Origin of the sequence: Qipengyuania sp. YIM B01966, assembly GCF_016461955.1 — a bacterium.
Classification (GTDB): Bacteria; Pseudomonadota; Alphaproteobacteria; order Sphingomonadales; family Sphingomonadaceae; genus QFOP01.
The window spans coordinates 132,113-150,092 of the sequence record NZ_JADMNM010000002.1; the positions used below are offsets into that span (position 1 = coordinate 132,113).

Sequence of the window (17,980 nt, forward strand, 5' to 3'; positions counted from 1 at the left end):
TTGCGTACCGCCGTAGCGGGGGGGCGATTATTGTGCCGGCGCAGGAGTCGCCGCGGGCGCCGCCGGCGCGGCAGCCGGCTTCCCGGCCGGTGCAGACGCATCGCCCACCGCCCCGCCCACCGGATCGGCAGGAGCCGGCTGCGCCGGTGCGGCGGCTGCAGGAGCGCCGCGCTGGAGGGTCGATTCGATCGCCGCATCGGACCCCTGCGACGCGGCGATCACCGCCAGCGCGATCGACATCAGCACGAACAGGATCGCCAGGATGCGCGTGGTCCGCGTGAGGAAATCGGCCGCACCGCGCGCGCTCATCATCCCGCTCGGGCTGCCGCCAATACCCAGCCCGCCCCCTTCGGAGCGCTGCATCAGGATAACGCCGACCAGCGCGGCGGCGATTATCGCCTGCAATACCGACAGAAACAGGAAAAGCGACATTACGGTCCGATCTTCGTCACGACAGGGCAACCGGCGCGCCATTTAGAGGCGCGGCGCGCAGAGGGCAAGGGTAGCGGGCTGCTCAGGCGTCCTGCAGCTCGCTCGCCGCAAGGACAATGCCGAGGAAGCTTTCGGCGGTCAGGCTGGCCCCGCCAACCAGCGCCCCGCCCACCTCGTCAGCGCCGAGCAGCTCGCGGGCATTTTCCGCCTTGACCGAACCGCCATACAGAATGCGGATCCGCTCAGCCTCGTCCGAGCCGAACAGCTCGACCGTCAACGCGCGGATCGCACGGTGCATTTCGCCGATATCATCCACCGTCGGCGTGCGCCCGGTGCCGATAGCCCAGATCGGTTCATAGGCGATGGTCAGCCGCTCGCCCGCCTGCTCAAGCCCTGCCGGGAGCGACGCGCGCAGTTGCGCGACGACGAATTCTACCGCCTTCCCGCTATCGCGCACCGCTTCGCTTTCGCCGCAACACAGGATGATCTTGAGCCCGGCATCAAGCGCCGCCTGCACCTTGGCCTGCACCACCGCATCGCTTTCGGCATGATTCTGCCGCCGTTCGCTATGGCCGAGAATGACGAACTTCGCGCCCGCGTCGGCGAGCATTGCAGCCGAGATGTCGCCCGTATGCGCCCCTTCGGCAGCACCATGGCAATCCTGCGCGCCGACACCGATCTGCTCGACCTCGCGATAGACGGCGTGGATCAGCGTGGCGGGCGGCGCAATGGCGACTTCGACCTTCATCGTGCGCTGGGCACCGCGATCGATCGCGCGCGCTTCGGGCAGCATCGCCCGCAGGCCATGCATCTTCCAGTTGCCAACAATATAGGGCCGTTCGGCCATCGTGAAATTCCCGCTCTGTCTCGTGATTGCGTGGCCGGCATTGCCGCCGGCGGAGCGGCCCCGCTAGCCCAGCGCGGAGAGCACGTCAAAACCCTTGTCCCGGCTTTGCGACCACCTGTTGCCGGGAAGCCGCAAGGCCGATAAAGCGCACCGCGCATTCCCCTGACCTCGCTTACCGGACCTAACCCGAACCATGATTTCCTCGATCCGCAAACTGTTCAGTTCGAAGCTCGGCATTGCGCTGGCGATGGCGTTCCTGGCGCTCATCGCGGTCGCCTTCGCCAGCATGGACGTATCGTCCAGCGGCACGTTCGGCGGCCTTTCGGGCACCAGCCATGCGGCAGTCGTGGGGGACGAACGGATCAGCACCGCCGACCTTGCCAGCGCGGCCAATTCCACGCTGGACAATATGCGCCAGCAGAACCCGACGCTGTCGATGGCGGCGCTGGTCGCGCAAGGCGGCCTGACGCAGGTGCTCAACCAGTTGATCGACCGCGCCGCGCTGCGCTCTTTCGCCCAGAGCATCGGGCTGCGCGCGGGCGACAATCTGGTGAACAGCGAAATCCTGCGAATCCCTGCCTTCCGCGGTCCCGACGGGCAATTCAGCGACAGCGTGTACCGCCAGGCGCTGGCGCAGCAGGGCGTGACAGACGCTCAGCTGCGCGAGGATATCTCGTCGGGGATGCTGGCTCAGCAGGTCTTGGTGCCCGCGGCATTCGGCGCGGTCAGCCCGGCGAAGCTGGCGATGCGCTATGCCGCCCTTCAGAAGGAACGCCGGCAGGGCGCGATCGGGTTCGTTCCCAGCGCCGCCTTTGCCCCGCAAGCTGCGCCAAGCGCGTCCCAATTGCAGGCGTTCTACGCCGACAATCGCGACCGCTTCATCCGACCGGAGCGCCGGGTCATCCGCTATGCGACCTTTGACGCCAAGGCGCTCGCCGGACAGATCGAACCGACCGAGGCAGAAATCGCCGCCGCCTATAATTCCCGCCGCAGCGAGTTCGCGGCGACCGAGCAGCGCCGGTTCAGCCAGCTGATCGTCCCCACCCAGCAGGCCGCACAGGCGATCGCCCAGCGCGGCGGCAGTGCGCTGGCTCAGGCCGCGGGCGAAGCTGGTCTGTCGGTCACGACCATCGGGCCGTTGACCCGCGAACAGCTCACCGCGCAGGCTAACAAGGCGGTGGCCGACGCGGCCTTCACTGCCGGGCGCGGCACCATTGCGACGCCTCAGCGCGGGGCACTCGGCTGGTATGTTATCCGCGTCGATGGCGTGGATGCGCGCCCCGCGCGCACGCTGGCGCAGGTGCGCGGCGAGCTTGCCAGCAGCTTGCGCGATGACAAGCGGCGCCGCGCGATTGCAGAAACATCGGTCGAGATTCAAGACCGCTTCGACAATGGCGAGGGGCTGGCCGATGTCGCACGCGAGATGAAGCTCGACCTGAGGACTACTCCGCCCGCGACTGCCAATGGCGCGCTGTATGGGGCCGCCGGCACCCTCCCCGCCGAACTGGCGCCGGTATTGCAGACCGCCTTCCAGATGGAAGAAGGCGAGCCGCAGATTGCCGAGCTGACCCGGGGCGAGACCTTCATCCTGTTCGATGTGCCGACGATTAGCGCCTCGGCTGCCGCACCGCTTGCCGAGATCCGCGACGATGTGACGCAGGCATGGCGCCTTGCGGAAGGGTCCAAGGCGGCACGGGCTGCGGCTGACCGGATCGTCCAACGGGTGGCCGGCGGGGCGACGCTGGCGGCGGCCATGGCGGCGGAAACCGCACGCCTGCCCGCGCCAGAAGCCCTGTCGATGTCGCGCGAGGAACTGGCGGCGCGAAACCAGCAGGTGCCGGCTCCAATGGCGCTGTTCTTCTCGATGGCGGCAGGTACGACCAAGCGGCTGGAGGCGCCGGGAAGGGCCGGCTGGTTCCTCGTCGAACTGGACACGATTGCCGCTGGCCGGATTGCCGAGAACGATCCCTTCCTCGCCAGCGCGCGCGAGGCGATTGGCGAGCTGATGGGCCGCGAATATGCCGAACAGTTGCGCGCGGCGGCCCGGCGCGAGGTCGGCGTCCGGCGGAACGAGGCCGCCGTCGCGGCAGTTCGCAAACAGCTCACCGGCGAAAACTGAGGGCGGCTTGCGCGAGGCGGAGCCGCAGGGCGCGGACAGAGCGCGTGCCGAACTGGCGGCCGGGCGCAACGCGCTGGTCTGGCAGCGTGTGGTCGCCGACACCGTCACGCCGGTTGGCGCAGCGCTTCTGCTTAGCCAGCCCGGGCGCGGTGATTTCCTGCTCGAATCGGTCGAAGGCGGCGAGGTGCGCGGGCGCTACAGCCTGCTCGGTCTTGCCCCCGATCTGCTGTTCCGCGCGCACGGCTCGCGGGCCGAACTGATCCGCCACGGCGTTGCCCGCGATGCCGGCGCGCCGACGCTCGCCGCGCTGCGCCAGCTCGTTGCCCAGTGCCGGATCGACGTGCCGGCTGGCCTGCCGCCGGCGCTGGCCTGTCTGGTCGGCTATCTGGGTTACGAGACCATTGGTCTGGTCGAGGAACTCCCCCGCGCGCCCGATGGCCCGCTGGGGCTCCCCGACATCTTGCTGGCCCGGCCAACCTTGCTGCTGGTGTTCGACAACCTCGGCGATGAACTTTACGTGATCGCCCCGCTCTGGGCAGACCATCAGGCCGATCCGGCAGCCGCAATTGCCGCCGCTGGTGAGGCAATCGAGGACACGCTGGCCCAACTGATGGGTGCCGCACAGCCCGCCCGCCCGCACAGCGCCGTTGCCGAGCATTCCTCGCCGCTTGCCGAACCGGTGTTGGAACCCGGTCGCTACGCCGCAATGGTCGCCCGCGCGCAGGATTACATCGCCGCCGGGGACATCTTTCAGGTGGTTCTGGCCCAGCGGTTCACCGCCCCCTTCACGCTGCCGGCGGCCGATCTCTACCGGGCGCTGCGGCGGGTGAACCCCTCCCCGTTCCTCTATCTCCTCGACCTGCCCGGTTTCGCAGTGGTCGGCTCCAGCCCGGAAATTCTCGTCCGCGTGCGCGCCGATGCCGATGGCCGGACTCGCATCACGGTCCGCCCGATTGCCGGGACAAGGCCGCGCGGCGCCGATGCTGCCGCCGACGCAGCCGCCGAGGCGAGCCTGCTGGCCGACCCCAAGGAACGCGCCGAGCATCTGATGCTGCTCGACCTGGGCCGCAACGATGTCGGGCGGGTCGCAGCGCCGGGCTCGGTTTCGGTCACCCAGAGCTTCACCGTGGAGCGTTACAGTCACGTCATGCACATCGTCAGCAACGTTGAGGGCGTGCTTGTTCACGACCGTGATGCGTTGGATGCACTGTTCGCCGGTTTTCCTGCCGGCACGGTGAGCGGCGCGCCCAAGCTGCGCGCCTGCGAAATCATAGCCGAGCTGGAACCCGAAACGCGCGGCCCCTATGCCGGCGGCGTGGGCTATTTCGCCCCGGACGGCTCGCTCGATTCCTGCATCGTCCTCAGGACGGCGGTGCTCAAGGATGGTATGATGCACGTCCAGGCCGGCGCCGGCATCGTCGCCGACAGCGATCCGGCTTCCGAGCAGCGCGAATGCGAGGCCAAAGCCGGAGCCCTGTTCGCCGCCGCGCGCGAAGCCTTGCGGATTGCCGCAGAGCCGGGATACGGCCAGTGATGCGCTGCACTCTGCCTGTCGTCGTCATCGCGCTGCTTGCTCTGACTGCTTGCGATCGCGGACAGGAGGGCAAGCCGGTGACGGTGATCGAGTTTGGCGAGGACGGCACGACTACGCGCCGCGCTGAGCCGAGCGCCGCCCCGGCACGGGCCGCAGCGGGGGCTTGCGAACAGGTCGTGTTCGAACAAATCCCCCTCGTCCATTGTGTCGCCGATCCTGCCCGGCACCGCATCCGCGTGGATCTCGGCCCGTCGGGCGGCGGCGCACCCTATCGTTCCTTTGCCAAGCTGGCCGAGGCGCGCGGCGCCGATGCGGCGCCGGTGGCCTTTGCGATGAATGCAGGGATGTTCGACGGCGAAGGGAAGCCTATCGGCTATTATGTCGAGGGGGGCGAGCGATTGAAACAGCTCAATCGCAAGGACGGCGAAGGCAATTTCCATCTCAAGCCTAACGGGGTGTTCTTCGGTACCGGCACGCGCTGGCGGGTGATGACCGCCGAGCGCTTTTACGCCGATATCGGCGACCGGCCCGAATTCGGCACCCAGAGCGGGCCGATGCTGCTGATCGACGGCAAGGTACATCCGGAGATCACCGCCGACGGCCCTTCGCGCACCACGCGCAACGCGGTTGGCGTCGATGCCCAGGGCCGGGCGCATTTCGTCATTGCCGATGGGCCGATCAGCTTCGGCCGGCTGGCGCGTTATTTCCGCGACGAGCTCAAGACCGCCAACGCGCTCTATCTCGACGGCAGCGTCTCCGCTCTGTGGAACCCGGCATCGGGGCGGATGGACGATGGCACGCTGATCGGCCCGATGGTGATTGTCGAGGACATGGCCGAAGGGCGGGCGCCATGATCCGCGTGATCGACAATTATGACAGTTTTACCTTCAACCTGGTGCACTACCTGTTGGAGCTGGGTGCGGAGGTCGATGTGGTACGCAACGATGCGGTGACCGCTGCCGCCGCGATCGCGGGGGTCGCCGGCGTGCTCATCTCGCCGGGGCCCTGCACCCCCACCCAGGCCGGCATCAGCCTCGAGGTCGTGGCCGCCTGCGCCGATGCCGCTCGTCCGCTGCTGGGCGTGTGCCTGGGCCATCAGGCGATCGGCCAGCATTTCGGTGGAAACGTGATGCGGGGCGGGCTGATGCACGGCAAGACCAGCCCGGTCGACAATGACGGCAGCGGTGTGTTCGCTGGCCTCCCCTCGCCGTTCGTCGCCACGCGCTATCATTCGCTGGTGGTTGAGGACGTGCCGGCGGCCCTGCTGGTCAACGCCACCTCCGAAACACCGGGCCTAGATGGCACCAGCGTGATGGGGTTCCGCCACGCGGAACTGCCGATCCACGGCGTCCAGTTCCACCCTGAAAGCATCGCGACAGAACATGGCCATGCACTGCTGGCCAATTTCCTCCGCCTGTGCGGCATCGAACCGGGGCCGCTGCCATGAAGACGCTCCCCGATGCCGAACCGCATCTCACCCGCACCGAGGCCGAGGAGGTGTTCGGCTGGCTGCTTGATGGCGTGACGAGCGAGGAGGAGATTGCCCGCTTTCTCTGCGCCCTGTCCGACCGGGGCGAGACGGCCGCCGAAATCGCCGGTGCCGCCAGTGCCCTACGATCGCGGCTGCTGCCGATTTCCGCACCCGAAGGCGCGGTGGATGTGTGCGGCACCGGGGGCGACGGGCACCACACGCTCAATGTCTCCACCGCCGTCAGTCTGGTTGTCGCGGCCAGCGGCGTGCCGGTGGCCAAGCACGGCAACCGCGCGGCCAGCAGCAAGGCCGGGGCGGCCGACACGCTGGAGGCGCTGGGGCTCGATATGGAGGCGGCCGGCCGCACCGCCGAAGCCAGCCTGGCCGAACTGGGTATCTGCTTCCTCTTTGCCCGTAATCACCACCCGGCGATGGCGCGCATTCAACCTATCCGCCAGCGGCTGGGTCGGCGCACGATCTTCAACCTGATGGGGCCCTTGTCCAATCCCGCCCGCGTATCGCGCCAACTGATCGGTATCGCCCGGCCAGCCTATGTCCCGATCTACGCCGAGGCGCTGGCCATGCTGGGGACCGACCTTACGCATATCGTCTCGGGCGATGAGGGGCTCGATGAACTGAGCCTCGCGGGTGGCAATGAACTGGCCGAGGTTCAGGGACACGATTTCGAGATGAAGCGGATCGACGCGACGCTGGCCGGGTTGGCGCACGCGCCGGTGGAAGCGATCAGGGGCGGTGACGCGGTGCACAACGCCAGGGCGCTGCGCGCGCTTCTGCAGGGCGCGCCGGGCCCCTATCGCGATGCTGTGTTGCTCAATTCGACCTGTGCACTGATTATCGCCGGCCGCACTGATGACTGGCTGGAAGGCGCTGCGATAGCGGCCGAAACGATCGACAGCGGGGCGGCCGAGCGGCTGCTTGAGCGCTGGATTGCGTTTGCCCGATGAACCGGCTGGAGCAGATCTGCGCGACCAAGCGCCGCGAGGTGGCGGAGCGGTATGCCATTCGCACATTGCAGGAACTCGATGTGCTCGCCCGCGCCGCGAGCGCGCCCCGCGGTTTCGCTGCCGCACTGTCGGAAAAAGCCGAAGCCGGGTTCGGGCTGATCGCCGAAATCAAGCGAGCATCGCCATCAAAGGGTTTGATCCGACAGGATTTCGATCCCGCCACGCATGCCCGCGACTACGCTGCGGGAGGAGCGGCGTGCCTCTCGGTGCTGACCGACGCGCCCTATTTCCAAGGGCACGAAGAATTCCTCGTGCACGCGCGTGAAGCAGCCAGCCTGCCGGTTCTGCGCAAGGATTTCATGGTTGATCCGTGGCAGATCGCCGAAAGCCGCGCGCTTGGGGCTGACGCGGTGCTGCTCATCGTCGCCGCTCTGGATGACGGGCAGATGGCCGAACTGGAATCCGCTGCGCTCGAGCGCGGCATGGACGTGTTGGTCGAAGTCCATGATGCGACCGAACTGGAGCGCGCATTGCGGCTCCACAGCCGGCTGATTGGGGTCAATAATCGCGACCTCAGGACGTTTGCCACCGACATTGGCGTGACCGAGGAGCTGGCGAGACTCGTTCCGGCAGACGTCATGCTGGTCAGTGAAAGCGGCATCGTATCGCACGCGGATTGCCAGCGTCTGGCCCGGCATGGCGTCCGCCGGTTCCTTGTTGGCGAGAGCCTGATGCGCCAGGCGGACCTCTCAGCCGCGACGCGCTCGCTGCTCGGCAATGTTCCGGTGCATAATGGCGGAAATGCTTGACTTGTAGGATTGTGTTGCCTAATTGTTCTGTGTTCGTTCGCTGGCGCGGACGCATTTCTGGGGCAGGAGCAGGCGATGCTTACGGCGAAGCAGCATGAACTCATCCGTTTCATCCAGCAGCGGCTGGAAGATACCGGCATCTCGCCCAGTTTCGAGGAAATGAAGGAAGCGCTCGATCTGAAGAGCAAGTCGGGTGTGCACCGGCTGATCTCCGCGCTGGAAGAGCGCGGCTTTATCCGCCGCCTGCCCAATCGCGCGCGGGCGCTCGAAATCGTCCGCCAGCCCGAGGACGTGGTCGGTGGCGGCACACGGACCGCAAATGATGTGACGGGCAAGGCGCTGTCCGCACCGGCATCCCGGCCGCAGCCGGCGAATGACGTGATCGAGATTCCGCTGCACGGCCGGATTGCCGCCGGTGTCCCGATCGAGGCGCTGGAAGGGCATAATACGCTGCCCGTTCCGGCCGCGTTGCTCGGCCCGGGCGAACATTACGCGCTCGAAGTTTCGGGCGATTCGATGGTCGAGGCGGGGATCTTCGATGGCGATTTTGCGCTGGTGAAGCGCACCAACTCCGCGCGTGATGGGGAGATCGTCGTGGCGCTGGTGAACAACGAGGAAGCGACGCTCAAATATCTGCACCGCGACGGGGCAATGGTCCGGCTCGATCCGGCCAATGCCGCTTACGAGCCGCAAGTTTATCGGCCGGATCAGGTCGAGGTTCAGGGCAGGCTCGCCGGCTTGCTGCGCCGCTACCACTGATCCGCATGTTTCGTTTCAGCGGGCTGAGGCTGGCAGAGTAGTCCTGACCGCCGGCGTGGGCACCTCGGCCGGCGGTCCTGTCGTTGTCCCATACGGTCGCGGCCGCACCGGATAAGGGGTCCGCTCTCCCGCACGCCACCACCCATGATCGCCTTGTGTATCGGCAACCTTGTCCACTCGCCCGCTCGATAGCGTAATCGCCAATCCGCCGCTCTGGCCCAGAAACGCCCGGTCTGCCTTCAGCCAGCGCGGCGCGCATGATCGCGGCAGCCAGCGGTTGGCAATGACGATATCTGCGCGCTCGCAGGCGGTGGCTAGCGCGCGCTCCTCCACCCGCTCCCTGCTCCGACCGATCAGCAACCACCATTCGCGGCCGTCGCGGACCAGCGGCAGGCTGCAGAAATCGCGGCTGCACTGTGCCTTGGACCAGTTCGCAAGCGGAACCACCTCGCCGCTCATCCCGGCCAGTTCCTGGAGGTTTTCGCGCGCATAATCGCTGCGCCCTTCGCGTAGGACCAGCAACCGCCCCCCTTCCCCGGCAATGCCGACATGGCGTCCGTCACCCGAAATCAGTATGTCGGGCGCGGGTTTGGTCGCAAGCAGCAGTGTTGCGCCCAGCACCGGTACCAGGCCGAGCAGGCGGATCCGCCCGCGCCACAGCGCGAGCCACAACCCACCGGCCACAAACAGCGCGAAAATCCCGCGCCCCATATCGGGCATCAGCTTGACCGCGCCGGCCTGCCCGGCCGTCCAGCGTGCCAGCCACAGCAGTGCATCGAGCGATTGGCCTGCCGCCCACCATGCGGGCGCGCCGAGACCGGCAACATCGAGCATCAGCGCGAGTGCGATCAGCGGCATGGCGATGAATGTTACCAGCGGGATCGCGAGCACATTGGCGAACGCGCCGTACAACCCCGCGCGATGAAAATGGAACAGCACGATCGGCATCAGCGCAAGTTCGATAACGATCCCGGTGATCAGCAGCATGACAAACCGCCGTCCCTGCCGTGCTGGCCAGCGCTCCTCCCGCGGGGCAAGAAATCGGCGGACCGGCGCGCTTTGATGCAGTGTGACGATCGCCAGAACTGCGGCGAAGCTCATCTGGAAGCTCGCCCCGACCAGCGATTCCGGCCACAGCATCAGCACCGCTGCCCCGCCTACCGCGACCATCCGCAGGGAAAGCGGCTCGCGCCCCAGCACCATAGCAAACAGAACAAGCAGCGCGCCGATGCAGCTTCGCACCGTGGGAACCTCCGCCCCGGTGAGGAGCGTGTAGCCTACGCCCGCCATCGCGCCGGCCATTGCCGCCGCCACGGGCAGCCTGACCCGCAGGACCAGCCACGGCCACAGCGCGAGTATCCGGATCGCCAGCGCATAGGTCGCCGCGATCACGGCGCTGACATGGAGCCCGCTGATCGACAGCAGGTGCGTCAGCCCAGAATCGCGCATTGCGCTTTCGTCGCTTTCGGCAATGCCGCCGCGATGCCCGCTGGCAAAGGCTGCGGCGATGGCGCCGGACGACCCCGGAAGCTGCGCCATCACATGATTGGCGAGGCGGCGTTGTTGCCGGGCGACCCACCCCGCGTCGCCAGTGGCAGGCGCGATTATCTCCACCGGGCCAAGCACCGACCCGGTTGCGGCGAGACCCTGAAACCATGCCGCGCGGGCAAAATCGTAGCTACCCGGCAACATCGGCGGCGCCGGCGGCATCAATCGTGCGCGCAGGCGCACCACGGCTCCCTCGCTGATGCCGGGGGCATCACGCTCTGCGGGCAGATTGACCCGCACCTTGCGCGCGGTCCCGGCCGCCGCGTCGCGATAGGCCAGCGTCAACCGGACGCGGCCCTGCGCTGGTTGCTCTTCGCGCTTCAGAATACGCCCATCAATAACAGTAACCGCCGGGCGCTCGAGTGCTCGTGCGCCTACCATGTCTGAGCGCGTCCAAATCGCCGCCGTTCCCAGCAACGCGGCCAGCGCCATGCCGGCGACCGCCAGCCGCAGATGCGCGCGTTCATCGCGCTCGCGCCACAGGGCCAGCGCCGCAATGGCGGCCAGCGCGAGCGCACTCATCAGCCCCAGCCACTGCCACGGGCTGGCCAAAATGAACCACGCCGCTATCCCGCCGGCAAAGGCGACGGTGAGCCACGGCCCCCGGTCGAACCCGGCAGCGCCGAGCCAGCCATCGGCGGCGGTGGCAAGGCTGGACAAGTCGCTGCGCTTGCGCCTAGTACGCTGCAGTGCAGCATCGTCTGCCGGCTGGCCGCCCTCGAACGGAATTGCAGGCATTTCGGCGTGTGGGATAAGCGAGCCCATCCAGCCTTTGGAAAGGAAAGCGGTTTTCATGGCAAGCAGCAGCGCCGCGGTGGTCACCCGTTTTGCGCCGTCGCCGACCGGCTTTCTGCATCTGGGCGGAGCGCGGACGGCCCTGTTCAACTGGCTTTATGCGCGTCATCATGGCGGCAAGGCGCTGCTCCGCATCGAGGATACCGACCACAAGCGTTCCACCCAGGACGCGATCGATGCGATCCTGTCAGGTCTGGACTGGCTCGGCCTTGATTACGATGCGCCGCCGGTTTTCCAGAGCGCGCGCGCCGAGCGCCATGCCGAGGTGGCCCGGCAATTGCTCGACGCCGGTCATGCCTATCGCTGCTACGCCACCCCCGAGGAGCTGGAGGCGATGCGCGAGGCGCAGCGCGCGGCCAAGCAGCCGCTGCGCTATGACGGACGCTGGCGGGACCGCGACCCGGCCGAAGCGCCCGCCGACGCCCCGTTCACGGTCCGCCTGAGGACGCCGGCGGACGGCGAGACGGTGATCGAGGACCAGGTGCAGGGCCGCGTCACCGTCCAGAATGCCGAGATCGACGATTACATCCTGCTGCGTGCCGATGGCACCCCGACCTACATGCTGGCGGTGGTGGTCGATGATCACGATATGGGCGTAACCCACATCATCCGCGGCGACGATCATCTCAACAACGCTTTTCGCCAGCTACCGATTATCCGCGCGATGGATGCGATCGAGGGCAGCTGGCCCGATCCCGTTTATGCGCACATACCGCTGATCCACGGTACCGACGGTGCAAAGCTCTCCAAGCGCCACGGCGCGGTCGGGGTTGAGGCCTATCGCGACGAACTGGGCGTGCTGCCCGAGGCGCTGTTCAATTACCTTCTGCGGCTCGGCTGGGGGCACGGCGACCGTGAAGAACTGACCCGTGACGAGGCGATCGCGCTGTTTGATCTGGCAGGGGTCGGCAAGAGCCCTTCGCGCTTCGATCTCAAGAAGCTCCAGCATCTGAACGGCCATTACATCCGCGAAGCCGATGATCAGCGACTGAGCGCGCTGGTCGCGGAGCGTCTGGGCGATAGCGCCGATCTCGCATTGCTCGAACAGGCAATGCCGGTGCTCAAGCCGCGCGCGCGCGATCTGAACGAATTGGCCGAGGGGGCCGCCTTCCTGTTCCGGCAATTGCCCTTCCCGCTCGACGAGAAGGCAGCGGCGCTGCTCGACCAGGACGCCAGAGCGCGCCTTGCGGCAATTCATACACGCTTCGCTGCCCAAAACGACTGGACAATCGACGCGCTCGAAGCCAGTTTGAAAGAGATGGCGGAGGAGCTCGGCCTCGGCCTTGGCAAGCTTGCGCAGCCGCTGCGCGCGGCGCTGACGGGCACCACCAGTTCGCCGGGCATATTCGATGTTCTGATCCTCCTTGGCAAGGAGGAAAGCTTGGCCCGCATAGGCGCGCAAGCGGCCTGAAACAGGTTGCCGCAGGCCCGCCCTCGGCGCCCGCTATTTTGAAGGTGAAGGAGAAGTGAGTTGACGGATCAGGCCAAGCTGGACGTGGGCGGCGCGCAGTATGACTTCCCCGTCATCTCAGGCACTTGCGGCCCAGATGTGGTGGATATTCGTAAGCTCTACGGGCAGACCGGCCGATTTACTTACGATCCGGGGTTCACCTCTACGGCCAGCTGCGAAAGCGGGCTGACCTTTATCGACGGCGAGGAAGGGGTGCTGCTCCATCGCGGTTACCCGATCGGACAACTGGCCGAACATTCGAGCTTCATGGAGGTTGCCTACCTGCTGCTTAATGGCGAGCTGCCATCGAAGAACGAGCTCGGCACGTTCGAGAATACCATCACGCGGCACACCATGCTGCACGAGCAGCTGATGACCTTCTATCGGGGCTTCCGCCGCGACGCCCATCCGATGGCGATCATGTGCGGCGTGGTTGGCGCGCTGAGCGCGTTCTACCACGACAGCACCGACATTTCCGATCCCGAACAGCGCAAGATCGCCAGCCACCGCCTGATCGCCAAAATGCCGACGATCGCCGCGGCGGCCTATAAATATTCGGTCGGTCAGCCCTTCGTCTATCCCGACAATTCTCTGTCCTATACCGGGAATTTCCTGCGCATGACCTTTGGCGTGCCAGCCGAAGAATACGAGGTGGTTCCGGCGGTCGAAAAGGCGATGGACCGCATTTTCATCCTCCATGCCGATCATGAGCAGAACGCCTCGACCAGCACGGTGCGCCTTGCCGGATCGTCGGGCGCCAACCCGTTCGCCTGCATTGCGGCCGGGATTGCGTGCCTTTGGGGTCCGGCGCATGGCGGCGCGAACGAGGCAGCGCTCAATATGTTGCGCGAGATCGGCACGCCAGACCGCATTCCCCATTACATCGAGCGCGCGAAAGACAAGGACGATCCGTTCCGCCTGATGGGCTTCGGCCACCGGGTGTACAAGAATTACGATCCCCGGGCGACGGTCATGCAGGACACGGTGCGCGAGGTGTTCGACGCGCTGAAAGTCAGCGATCCGGTGTTCGAGACTGCCCTGCGGCTTGAGGAACTCGCGCTCAAGGACGACTATTTCATCGAAAAGAAGCTGTTCCCCAATGTCGATTTCTATTCGGGCGTGATCTTGTCGGCCATCGGTTTCCCGACGACAATGTTCACGGCGCTGTTCGCGTTGGCGCGCACGGTCGGCTGGGTCGCACAGTGGAACGAGATGATTTCCGATCCCGGCCAGAAGATCGGCCGTCCGCGCCAGCTTTATGTCGGACCGGCCGAGCGGGACTATGTGCCGATGAGCGAGCGGTAACCGGAACCGCGCGGTCAGTTGGCCTTGGGCAGCGCAAGCGTGAACCGTGCCCCCTCGCCCGGCGCGCTTTCGAGCGTAAGTTCGCCCCCCATCGCCTGTGCGAGACGGTGCGAGATGTAGAGGCCGAGGCCCGAACCGCCGTCACCGCTGCGGCCGAGGCGCTCGAACTTGTCGAACACCAGCGCATGCTGGTCGGCGGGAATACCCGGCCCCTGATCGCTGACGGTGATGCACACCCTCGTCGGCGTCTCGCTCAGCGTCAGCGTCACCTGCGTCCGCGGGGCGGAATAGGAAATCGCATTGCCGAGGAGGTTGAGTAGAACCTGCAGAACGCGGCGGAATTCTCCTGTTGCGCGCAGGCTGCTGCCAGCCGGGGGCAGGATCAGGTCGATGCCTTTTTCCTGCGCACGCATTCCGAGGATGCCCGTTGCGCGGCGCGCGACATCGGCAAGGTCAATCTGGTCGGGCTGCGTGATGAAGCCGTCGCTCTCGACTATTTCGAGGTCCGCCAGATCGTCGAGCAGCGCCAGCAAATGTTGCGCGGCCGACGAGATGTCTGCGGCATACGCGCTGTATTGATCGTCCAGCGGGCCAGCGAGTTTGGTCCGGATCGTTTCGGCATTGGCGACGATGCGCGCTATTGGTTGGCGCAGGGCTGGCGCCAGATCGCGCCCGAGCGAAGTTTCTGCAGCGGGCAGTTCCACCCGGCCTTCGGCAGCGGTGGGTGGCTGGTCGGAAACGAGCAACAACTCAAACCCGCTGCTGCCGGCCACCGGTTCGCCCAGCGGAATAACACGGGCCCGCCAGCTACGCGGCGATCCTTCGATCGCCACTGACGCCCCGTCAAGGAGCCGCCAGTGCATCGGCTGGCGCTGCTCGAGCCCGGGCAGGGCAACAAAATCGGTCCACGGGCGGCCCGGCCCGGCGCGCATTGCCTGGCCGAGAGACGCCAGCGCGGGTTCGGCATGGAGCACCGCGAGCAGGTTCTGCCGCTGATCCAGCCGCGCTGCGAGCTCGGCCTGCTGCCGGTCAATCGCGATGCTGCGCGCTGCGGCCTCGCCATCGGATGGCGCCGGCAGGTCAGTAGCATGCCAGCTCGTCACCATCACGGTGCAGCCGCCTGTGTCAGGGTCCGGTCTCACCTCGACCCACGCGCGAATGACATGCTCGCCATCAAAGGCTTGCACATGGCGAGCAAGCTTCAACCCGTAACGGCGCGCCTTGGCCACGAGGTCGAGCAATTCCGGGACCGCTACCGTTCCCGGCAGTCCGCCCCCGCAGCGCCATTGGAGATCGGCCAGCGGGCCATCGGCGGACAGCAGCCGATCGTGTCCATCGGTCGTTCCTCGGGCGATCAGGCTGGTCGTCGGCGCGTTCACCGTTAGCTGCCGGCAAAGCCGCACGAGGCGGCCAGCATCGCCCCGGCCTGATCGGCGCGCAGCGTTTCAAACCCATCGGGCAACGCGATGTCCGGGTGGAGATAGAGAAATTGCTCCTCCACCTCCTGCGGTTGGAGGCCGGCCGCACGAAGCATCAACGCCAGGCGGGCAAGCTGCCGATCGTTTGTCGCCAGCACCGCTAACGGCCGATCTTGCCCGGTGGCGAGTGCCAGCGCGGTAAGGAACAGCGCCGTACCGGCATGATGGATCGCGAGGGCAGCGCGGGCACCGGCGCCCATGCCGGTCACGATCCGCGCCAGCAACCCGATACGGCTGGCACCTTCGTCGAACCCCGCGCGCAAGGCATCGACGCTGCGTTCGACCGCCGCGCCGTCTTCGGGGCCGAAGGTTTCAACGAACGCGACAAGTGCCTTGTGGAACAGCTCCCCCGTCAATTCGCGCAACGGCAATTCCATCCGCCGCTGGGTTTCGATGAACCGCGCTTGCGCCGCGAGCAGACCCATGGCGCTTTCGGCAACCTGAGCATCGTCCGAAGCGACAAGCGATTGCAGCAGCGGCGACAGCACGGGATCAAGCGCACCACTTTCGTGCAGCCGCTGTGTCAATTGCGACTCAATAGCCAGCGCATGACAATGGAGCAGCAGCGCCTGGTCGGCCGCGATCTCTCCTGCAAGCCGCGTTTCGCGCTCAACGGCGAACTGCCGCGGGTCGGCCGCCCCAACGTTACTGCCATGCACCACCAGTATCTGGTTGGCGACATTTTGGACCATGCCCTGCACGCGGGCGACCACTTCATCGCTGAACAGCGAATTGTCGTGATTGGCCAGCAGATGGCCCAGCACCGGCGCAATCGTCGCGAGCACGAAATCGCCTTGGGCGAGCTCGGTGCCGAGGACGGCCGCGACATCCTGGTCCGTAGTGGGTTCAAGCGCTGCCATCGTCATCCCGCCAGCCTTACTCGCGCATGGTTAAAGCGCCGTTATCCGCGCCGTACACCGTGCCAAGCACCATGATAAGCAGGACGACAGCAGCGATGGTCGCACCGATGCTGAGCATGTCAGCGGCCGCCAGGATCGCGCATATCGCTGCCCACAGGCCGCTATCGGCGAATATCGCGCGGCGGGACCGTCGCGGTGTCACCCCATGCATGGCCATAATCAGACCGCCCAACATCACGGCAGGAAACCACAGCGTTCCGTAGTCCAGCAGCAAGATGGCAATCGCTAGCAGAAACGCCCCCACCCACGGCGGCCAGCGCCTGTCCGCTTCGCCAGCCCCTTGCGGACTGAGGGAAGCGATCACATGGGTGCGCAGCGCGGCGGATAACATCATCGGAAACAGAGCTGCGGCCGCCAATGCGGCCGCCCCGTACCCCAGCCAGGCCAAGACCGCCGCGGCTGCTCCCAGCGCCGCCGCCGCCCCTGCGATCAGCCGCGGTGAAAGGCGGTCATGCACCCGGTCAGCCATCCGCTCGCCCAGTGCCTGCGATGGTGTGGACCAGAGCGCGAGAGCGGCGTGTCGGCGGAGCAGCGCGTTCTCATATGCGCGCGCTTCGCGCTCATGACGAACTAAACGCCAGCTGCCCTCCGCAAGGATTGAAGCCGGGGCTTCGATCACCCGCGTGCCGCCCTGTAAAGCGATCCGCAGCAAAGCGGAGGGCACGTCGATATCGGGCGGCAGACCATCGAGCCGAGCCACCATGTGGCCGCGTACGCGTAATACACCGGCAAAGGCGCGGGCGGCGTCGATCCGCTCGAAACCATGGTCCACGCCGACATCTGCGGGAAGCACGACCAACCCGGCCCGATCGTCCAGCAGTTCGCGTATCTGCTGCGAATCAGCAAGCAGCCCTTCCGAGAGCAACACGACATCGCAGCCCGACGTGACCAGCCCCGCGAGGCCGCGCCGCTCGCTGACGGCATGAAAGCCGAGCCCCGCTCGCTCGGCGCTGCGTTGCAAAGCAAGGGCATCTGCTGACAACTCAGGTGTCAGGCAGACAATACGGTCAGCGCCGAGTGCGGCCAGCATGGCAAGCTGATGCTGCCCGACGCTGCGACCGAACACCAAGGGCGCCGGCCGCGAGGGTCCGTCCTCCGACCATGCGCCGCTGCCAATTGCGATGACCCCGAGGCGCACGCGCTACTCCCACATTGTGTGGCTTCAGATTAGGTCGGGGTGCCGGGCCCGACAAGCATCCCTGAGGTCAGCGCCGCGCGCGAAATTCCGTCAGATAGGTGCGGATACGGCGGACAATGCCAGGCTCGCCCGGTGCGCCCGCCAGGGCTTCCTCGGCCATTGCCTGCAGTTCATAGGCGTGAAAGCCCGCTGCCAAGCCGCGTAAGCGGCCCGCTGCAACCCGCCAATTGGCATCACACCGCGCGCGGGACAGCAGGTCGAGATGCGACGCCAGGCTTTCGGCAAAACTTTCGCGGAGTTCGGCATTCAGCTTCGCATCGTGCCCTGCCACCGCAGCCAAAGTCGCGTCAAAGCTGGCGTTTTCGAAAGCCATGGCGGGCGGTTTGGCATCATCTTGGTTAAGAACAGGT

Annotated in this window: 16 protein-coding genes; 9 read left to right on the plus strand and 7 right to left on the minus strand. The window is 66.5% G+C overall.

Annotated elements, in window-relative coordinates; genetic code table 11:
• Positions 1–27: 27 nt before the first annotated feature.
• Together secG and tpiA are read right to left on the minus strand one after the other, a co-directional pair.
• Positions 28–432, minus strand: a complete 405-nt coding sequence (gene secG, locus ILT46_RS03360; protein WP_199503233.1) for a preprotein translocase subunit SecG — start codon at positions 430–432, stop codon at positions 28–30.
• 82 nt (positions 433–514) lie between these two features.
• Entirely contained in the window at positions 515–1,279 is a 765-nt protein-coding gene (gene tpiA, locus ILT46_RS03365) for a triose-phosphate isomerase (protein ID WP_199503234.1), read from the minus strand.
• Between the two features lie 193 nt (positions 1,280–1,472).
• Between tpiA and ILT46_RS03370 the strand changes: the two genes are divergently transcribed.
• From ILT46_RS03370 to lexA, 7 genes are all read left to right on the plus strand, one after another.
• Entirely contained in the window at positions 1,473–3,398 is a 1,926-nt protein-coding gene (locus tag ILT46_RS03370; RefSeq protein WP_199503235.1) for a peptidylprolyl isomerase, read from the plus strand.
• A gap of 7 nt (positions 3,399–3,405) precedes the next feature.
• A complete protein-coding gene (locus ILT46_RS03375; protein ID WP_233396967.1) occupies positions 3,406–4,932 on the plus strand; it encodes an anthranilate synthase component I family protein in 1,527 nt (508 codons plus the stop codon).
• On the plus strand, positions 4,932–5,786 hold the full coding sequence (locus ILT46_RS03380; protein ID WP_199503237.1) for a phosphodiester glycosidase family protein: 855 nt from the start codon (positions 4,932–4,934) through the stop codon (positions 5,784–5,786). Before ILT46_RS03375 ends, ILT46_RS03380 begins: the two co-directional genes overlap by 1 nt.
• A complete protein-coding gene (locus ILT46_RS03385; protein WP_199503238.1) occupies positions 5,783–6,379 on the plus strand; it encodes an anthranilate synthase component II in 597 nt (198 codons plus the stop codon). The genes ILT46_RS03380 and ILT46_RS03385 overlap by 4 nt, the downstream gene beginning before the upstream one ends.
• Positions 6,376–7,368 carry an anthranilate phosphoribosyltransferase gene (gene trpD, locus ILT46_RS03390; protein ID WP_199503239.1) on the plus strand — a complete coding sequence of 331 codons (993 nt, stop codon included), beginning with the start codon at positions 6,376–6,378 and terminating at the stop codon, positions 7,366–7,368. The genes ILT46_RS03385 and trpD overlap by 4 nt, the downstream gene beginning before the upstream one ends.
• Positions 7,365–8,177: an indole-3-glycerol phosphate synthase TrpC gene (trpC, locus tag ILT46_RS03395; protein WP_199503240.1), complete on the plus strand. Its 813-nt coding sequence runs from the start codon at positions 7,365–7,367 to the stop codon at positions 8,175–8,177. Before trpD ends, trpC begins: the two co-directional genes overlap by 4 nt.
• Before the next feature lie 75 nt (positions 8,178–8,252).
• Positions 8,253–8,936 carry a transcriptional repressor LexA gene (lexA, locus tag ILT46_RS03400; RefSeq protein WP_199503241.1) on the plus strand — a complete coding sequence of 228 codons (684 nt, stop codon included), beginning with the start codon at positions 8,253–8,255 and terminating at the stop codon, positions 8,934–8,936.
• Between the two features lie 15 nt (positions 8,937–8,951).
• On the opposite strand, the gene ILT46_RS03405 is transcribed toward lexA, so the two are convergent.
• Entirely contained in the window at positions 8,952–11,222 is a 2,271-nt protein-coding gene (locus ILT46_RS03405; RefSeq protein ID WP_199503242.1) for a ComEC/Rec2 family competence protein, read from the minus strand.
• A gap of 55 nt (positions 11,223–11,277) precedes the next feature.
• Between ILT46_RS03405 and gltX the strand changes: the two genes are divergently transcribed.
• Together gltX and ILT46_RS03415 are read left to right on the plus strand one after the other, a co-directional pair.
• Positions 11,278–12,690 carry a glutamate--tRNA ligase gene (gltX, locus tag ILT46_RS03410; protein ID WP_199503243.1) on the plus strand — a complete coding sequence of 471 codons (1,413 nt, stop codon included), beginning with the start codon at positions 11,278–11,280 and terminating at the stop codon, positions 12,688–12,690.
• 60 nt (positions 12,691–12,750) lie between these two features.
• Complete coding sequence (locus ILT46_RS03415; protein WP_199503244.1) at positions 12,751–14,034, plus strand: citrate synthase; 1,284 nt, start codon at positions 12,751–12,753, stop codon at positions 14,032–14,034.
• A 14-nt stretch (positions 14,035–14,048) separates the two neighbouring features.
• On the opposite strand, the gene ILT46_RS03420 is transcribed toward ILT46_RS03415, so the two are convergent.
• The 4 genes from ILT46_RS03420 to ILT46_RS03435 all read right to left on the minus strand — a co-directional run bounded on the left by ILT46_RS03420 (position 14,049) and on the right by ILT46_RS03435 (position 17,943).
• Entirely contained in the window at positions 14,049–15,413 is a 1,365-nt protein-coding gene (locus ILT46_RS03420) for a sensor histidine kinase (RefSeq protein WP_199503245.1), read from the minus strand.
• A 2-nt stretch (positions 15,414–15,415) separates the two neighbouring features.
• Complete coding sequence (locus ILT46_RS03425) at positions 15,416–16,378, minus strand: hypothetical protein (protein ID WP_199503246.1); 963 nt, start codon at positions 16,376–16,378, stop codon at positions 15,416–15,418.
• Between the two features lie 10 nt (positions 16,379–16,388).
• Positions 16,389–17,570 carry a hypothetical protein gene (locus ILT46_RS03430; protein ID WP_199503247.1) on the minus strand — a complete coding sequence of 394 codons (1,182 nt, stop codon included), beginning with the start codon at positions 17,568–17,570 and terminating at the stop codon, positions 16,389–16,391.
• 67 nt (positions 17,571–17,637) lie between these two features.
• Positions 17,638–17,943 (minus strand): Hpt domain-containing protein, encoded by a 306-nt coding sequence (locus tag ILT46_RS03435; protein WP_199503248.1) that lies wholly within the window; start codon positions 17,941–17,943, stop codon positions 17,638–17,640.
• Between the last annotated feature and the right edge of the window lie 37 nt (positions 17,944–17,980).

What these genes read in the sequence shown, in the direction of transcription:
- secG (WP_199503233.1), bottom strand. Translation starts at nt 432, where the DNA reads ATGTCGCTTTTCCTGTTTCTGTCGGTATTGCAGGCGATAATCGCCGCC.
- tpiA (WP_199503234.1), bottom strand. Translation starts at nt 1,279, where the DNA reads ATGGCCGAACGGCCCTATATTGTTGGCAACTGGAAGATGCATGGCCTG.
- ILT46_RS03370 (WP_199503235.1), top strand. Translation starts at nt 1,473, where the DNA reads ATGATTTCCTCGATCCGCAAACTGTTCAGTTCGAAGCTCGGCATTGCG.
- ILT46_RS03380 (WP_199503237.1), top strand. Translation starts at nt 4,932, where the DNA reads ATGCGCTGCACTCTGCCTGTCGTCGTCATCGCGCTGCTTGCTCTGACT.
- ILT46_RS03385 (WP_199503238.1), top strand. Translation starts at nt 5,783, where the DNA reads ATGATCCGCGTGATCGACAATTATGACAGTTTTACCTTCAACCTGGTG.
- trpD (WP_199503239.1), top strand. Translation starts at nt 6,376, where the DNA reads ATGAAGACGCTCCCCGATGCCGAACCGCATCTCACCCGCACCGAGGCC.
- trpC (WP_199503240.1), top strand. Translation starts at nt 7,365, where the DNA reads ATGAACCGGCTGGAGCAGATCTGCGCGACCAAGCGCCGCGAGGTGGCG.
- lexA (WP_199503241.1), top strand. Translation starts at nt 8,253, where the DNA reads ATGCTTACGGCGAAGCAGCATGAACTCATCCGTTTCATCCAGCAGCGG.
- ILT46_RS03405 (WP_199503242.1), bottom strand. Translation starts at nt 11,222, where the DNA reads ATGCCTGCAATTCCGTTCGAGGGCGGCCAGCCGGCAGACGATGCTGCA.
- gltX (WP_199503243.1), top strand. Translation starts at nt 11,278, where the DNA reads ATGGCAAGCAGCAGCGCCGCGGTGGTCACCCGTTTTGCGCCGTCGCCG.
- ILT46_RS03425 (WP_199503246.1), bottom strand. Translation starts at nt 16,378, where the DNA reads ATGACGATGGCAGCGCTTGAACCCACTACGGACCAGGATGTCGCGGCC.
- ILT46_RS03435 (WP_199503248.1), bottom strand. Translation starts at nt 17,943, where the DNA reads ATGGCTTTCGAAAACGCCAGCTTTGACGCGACTTTGGCTGCGGTGGCA.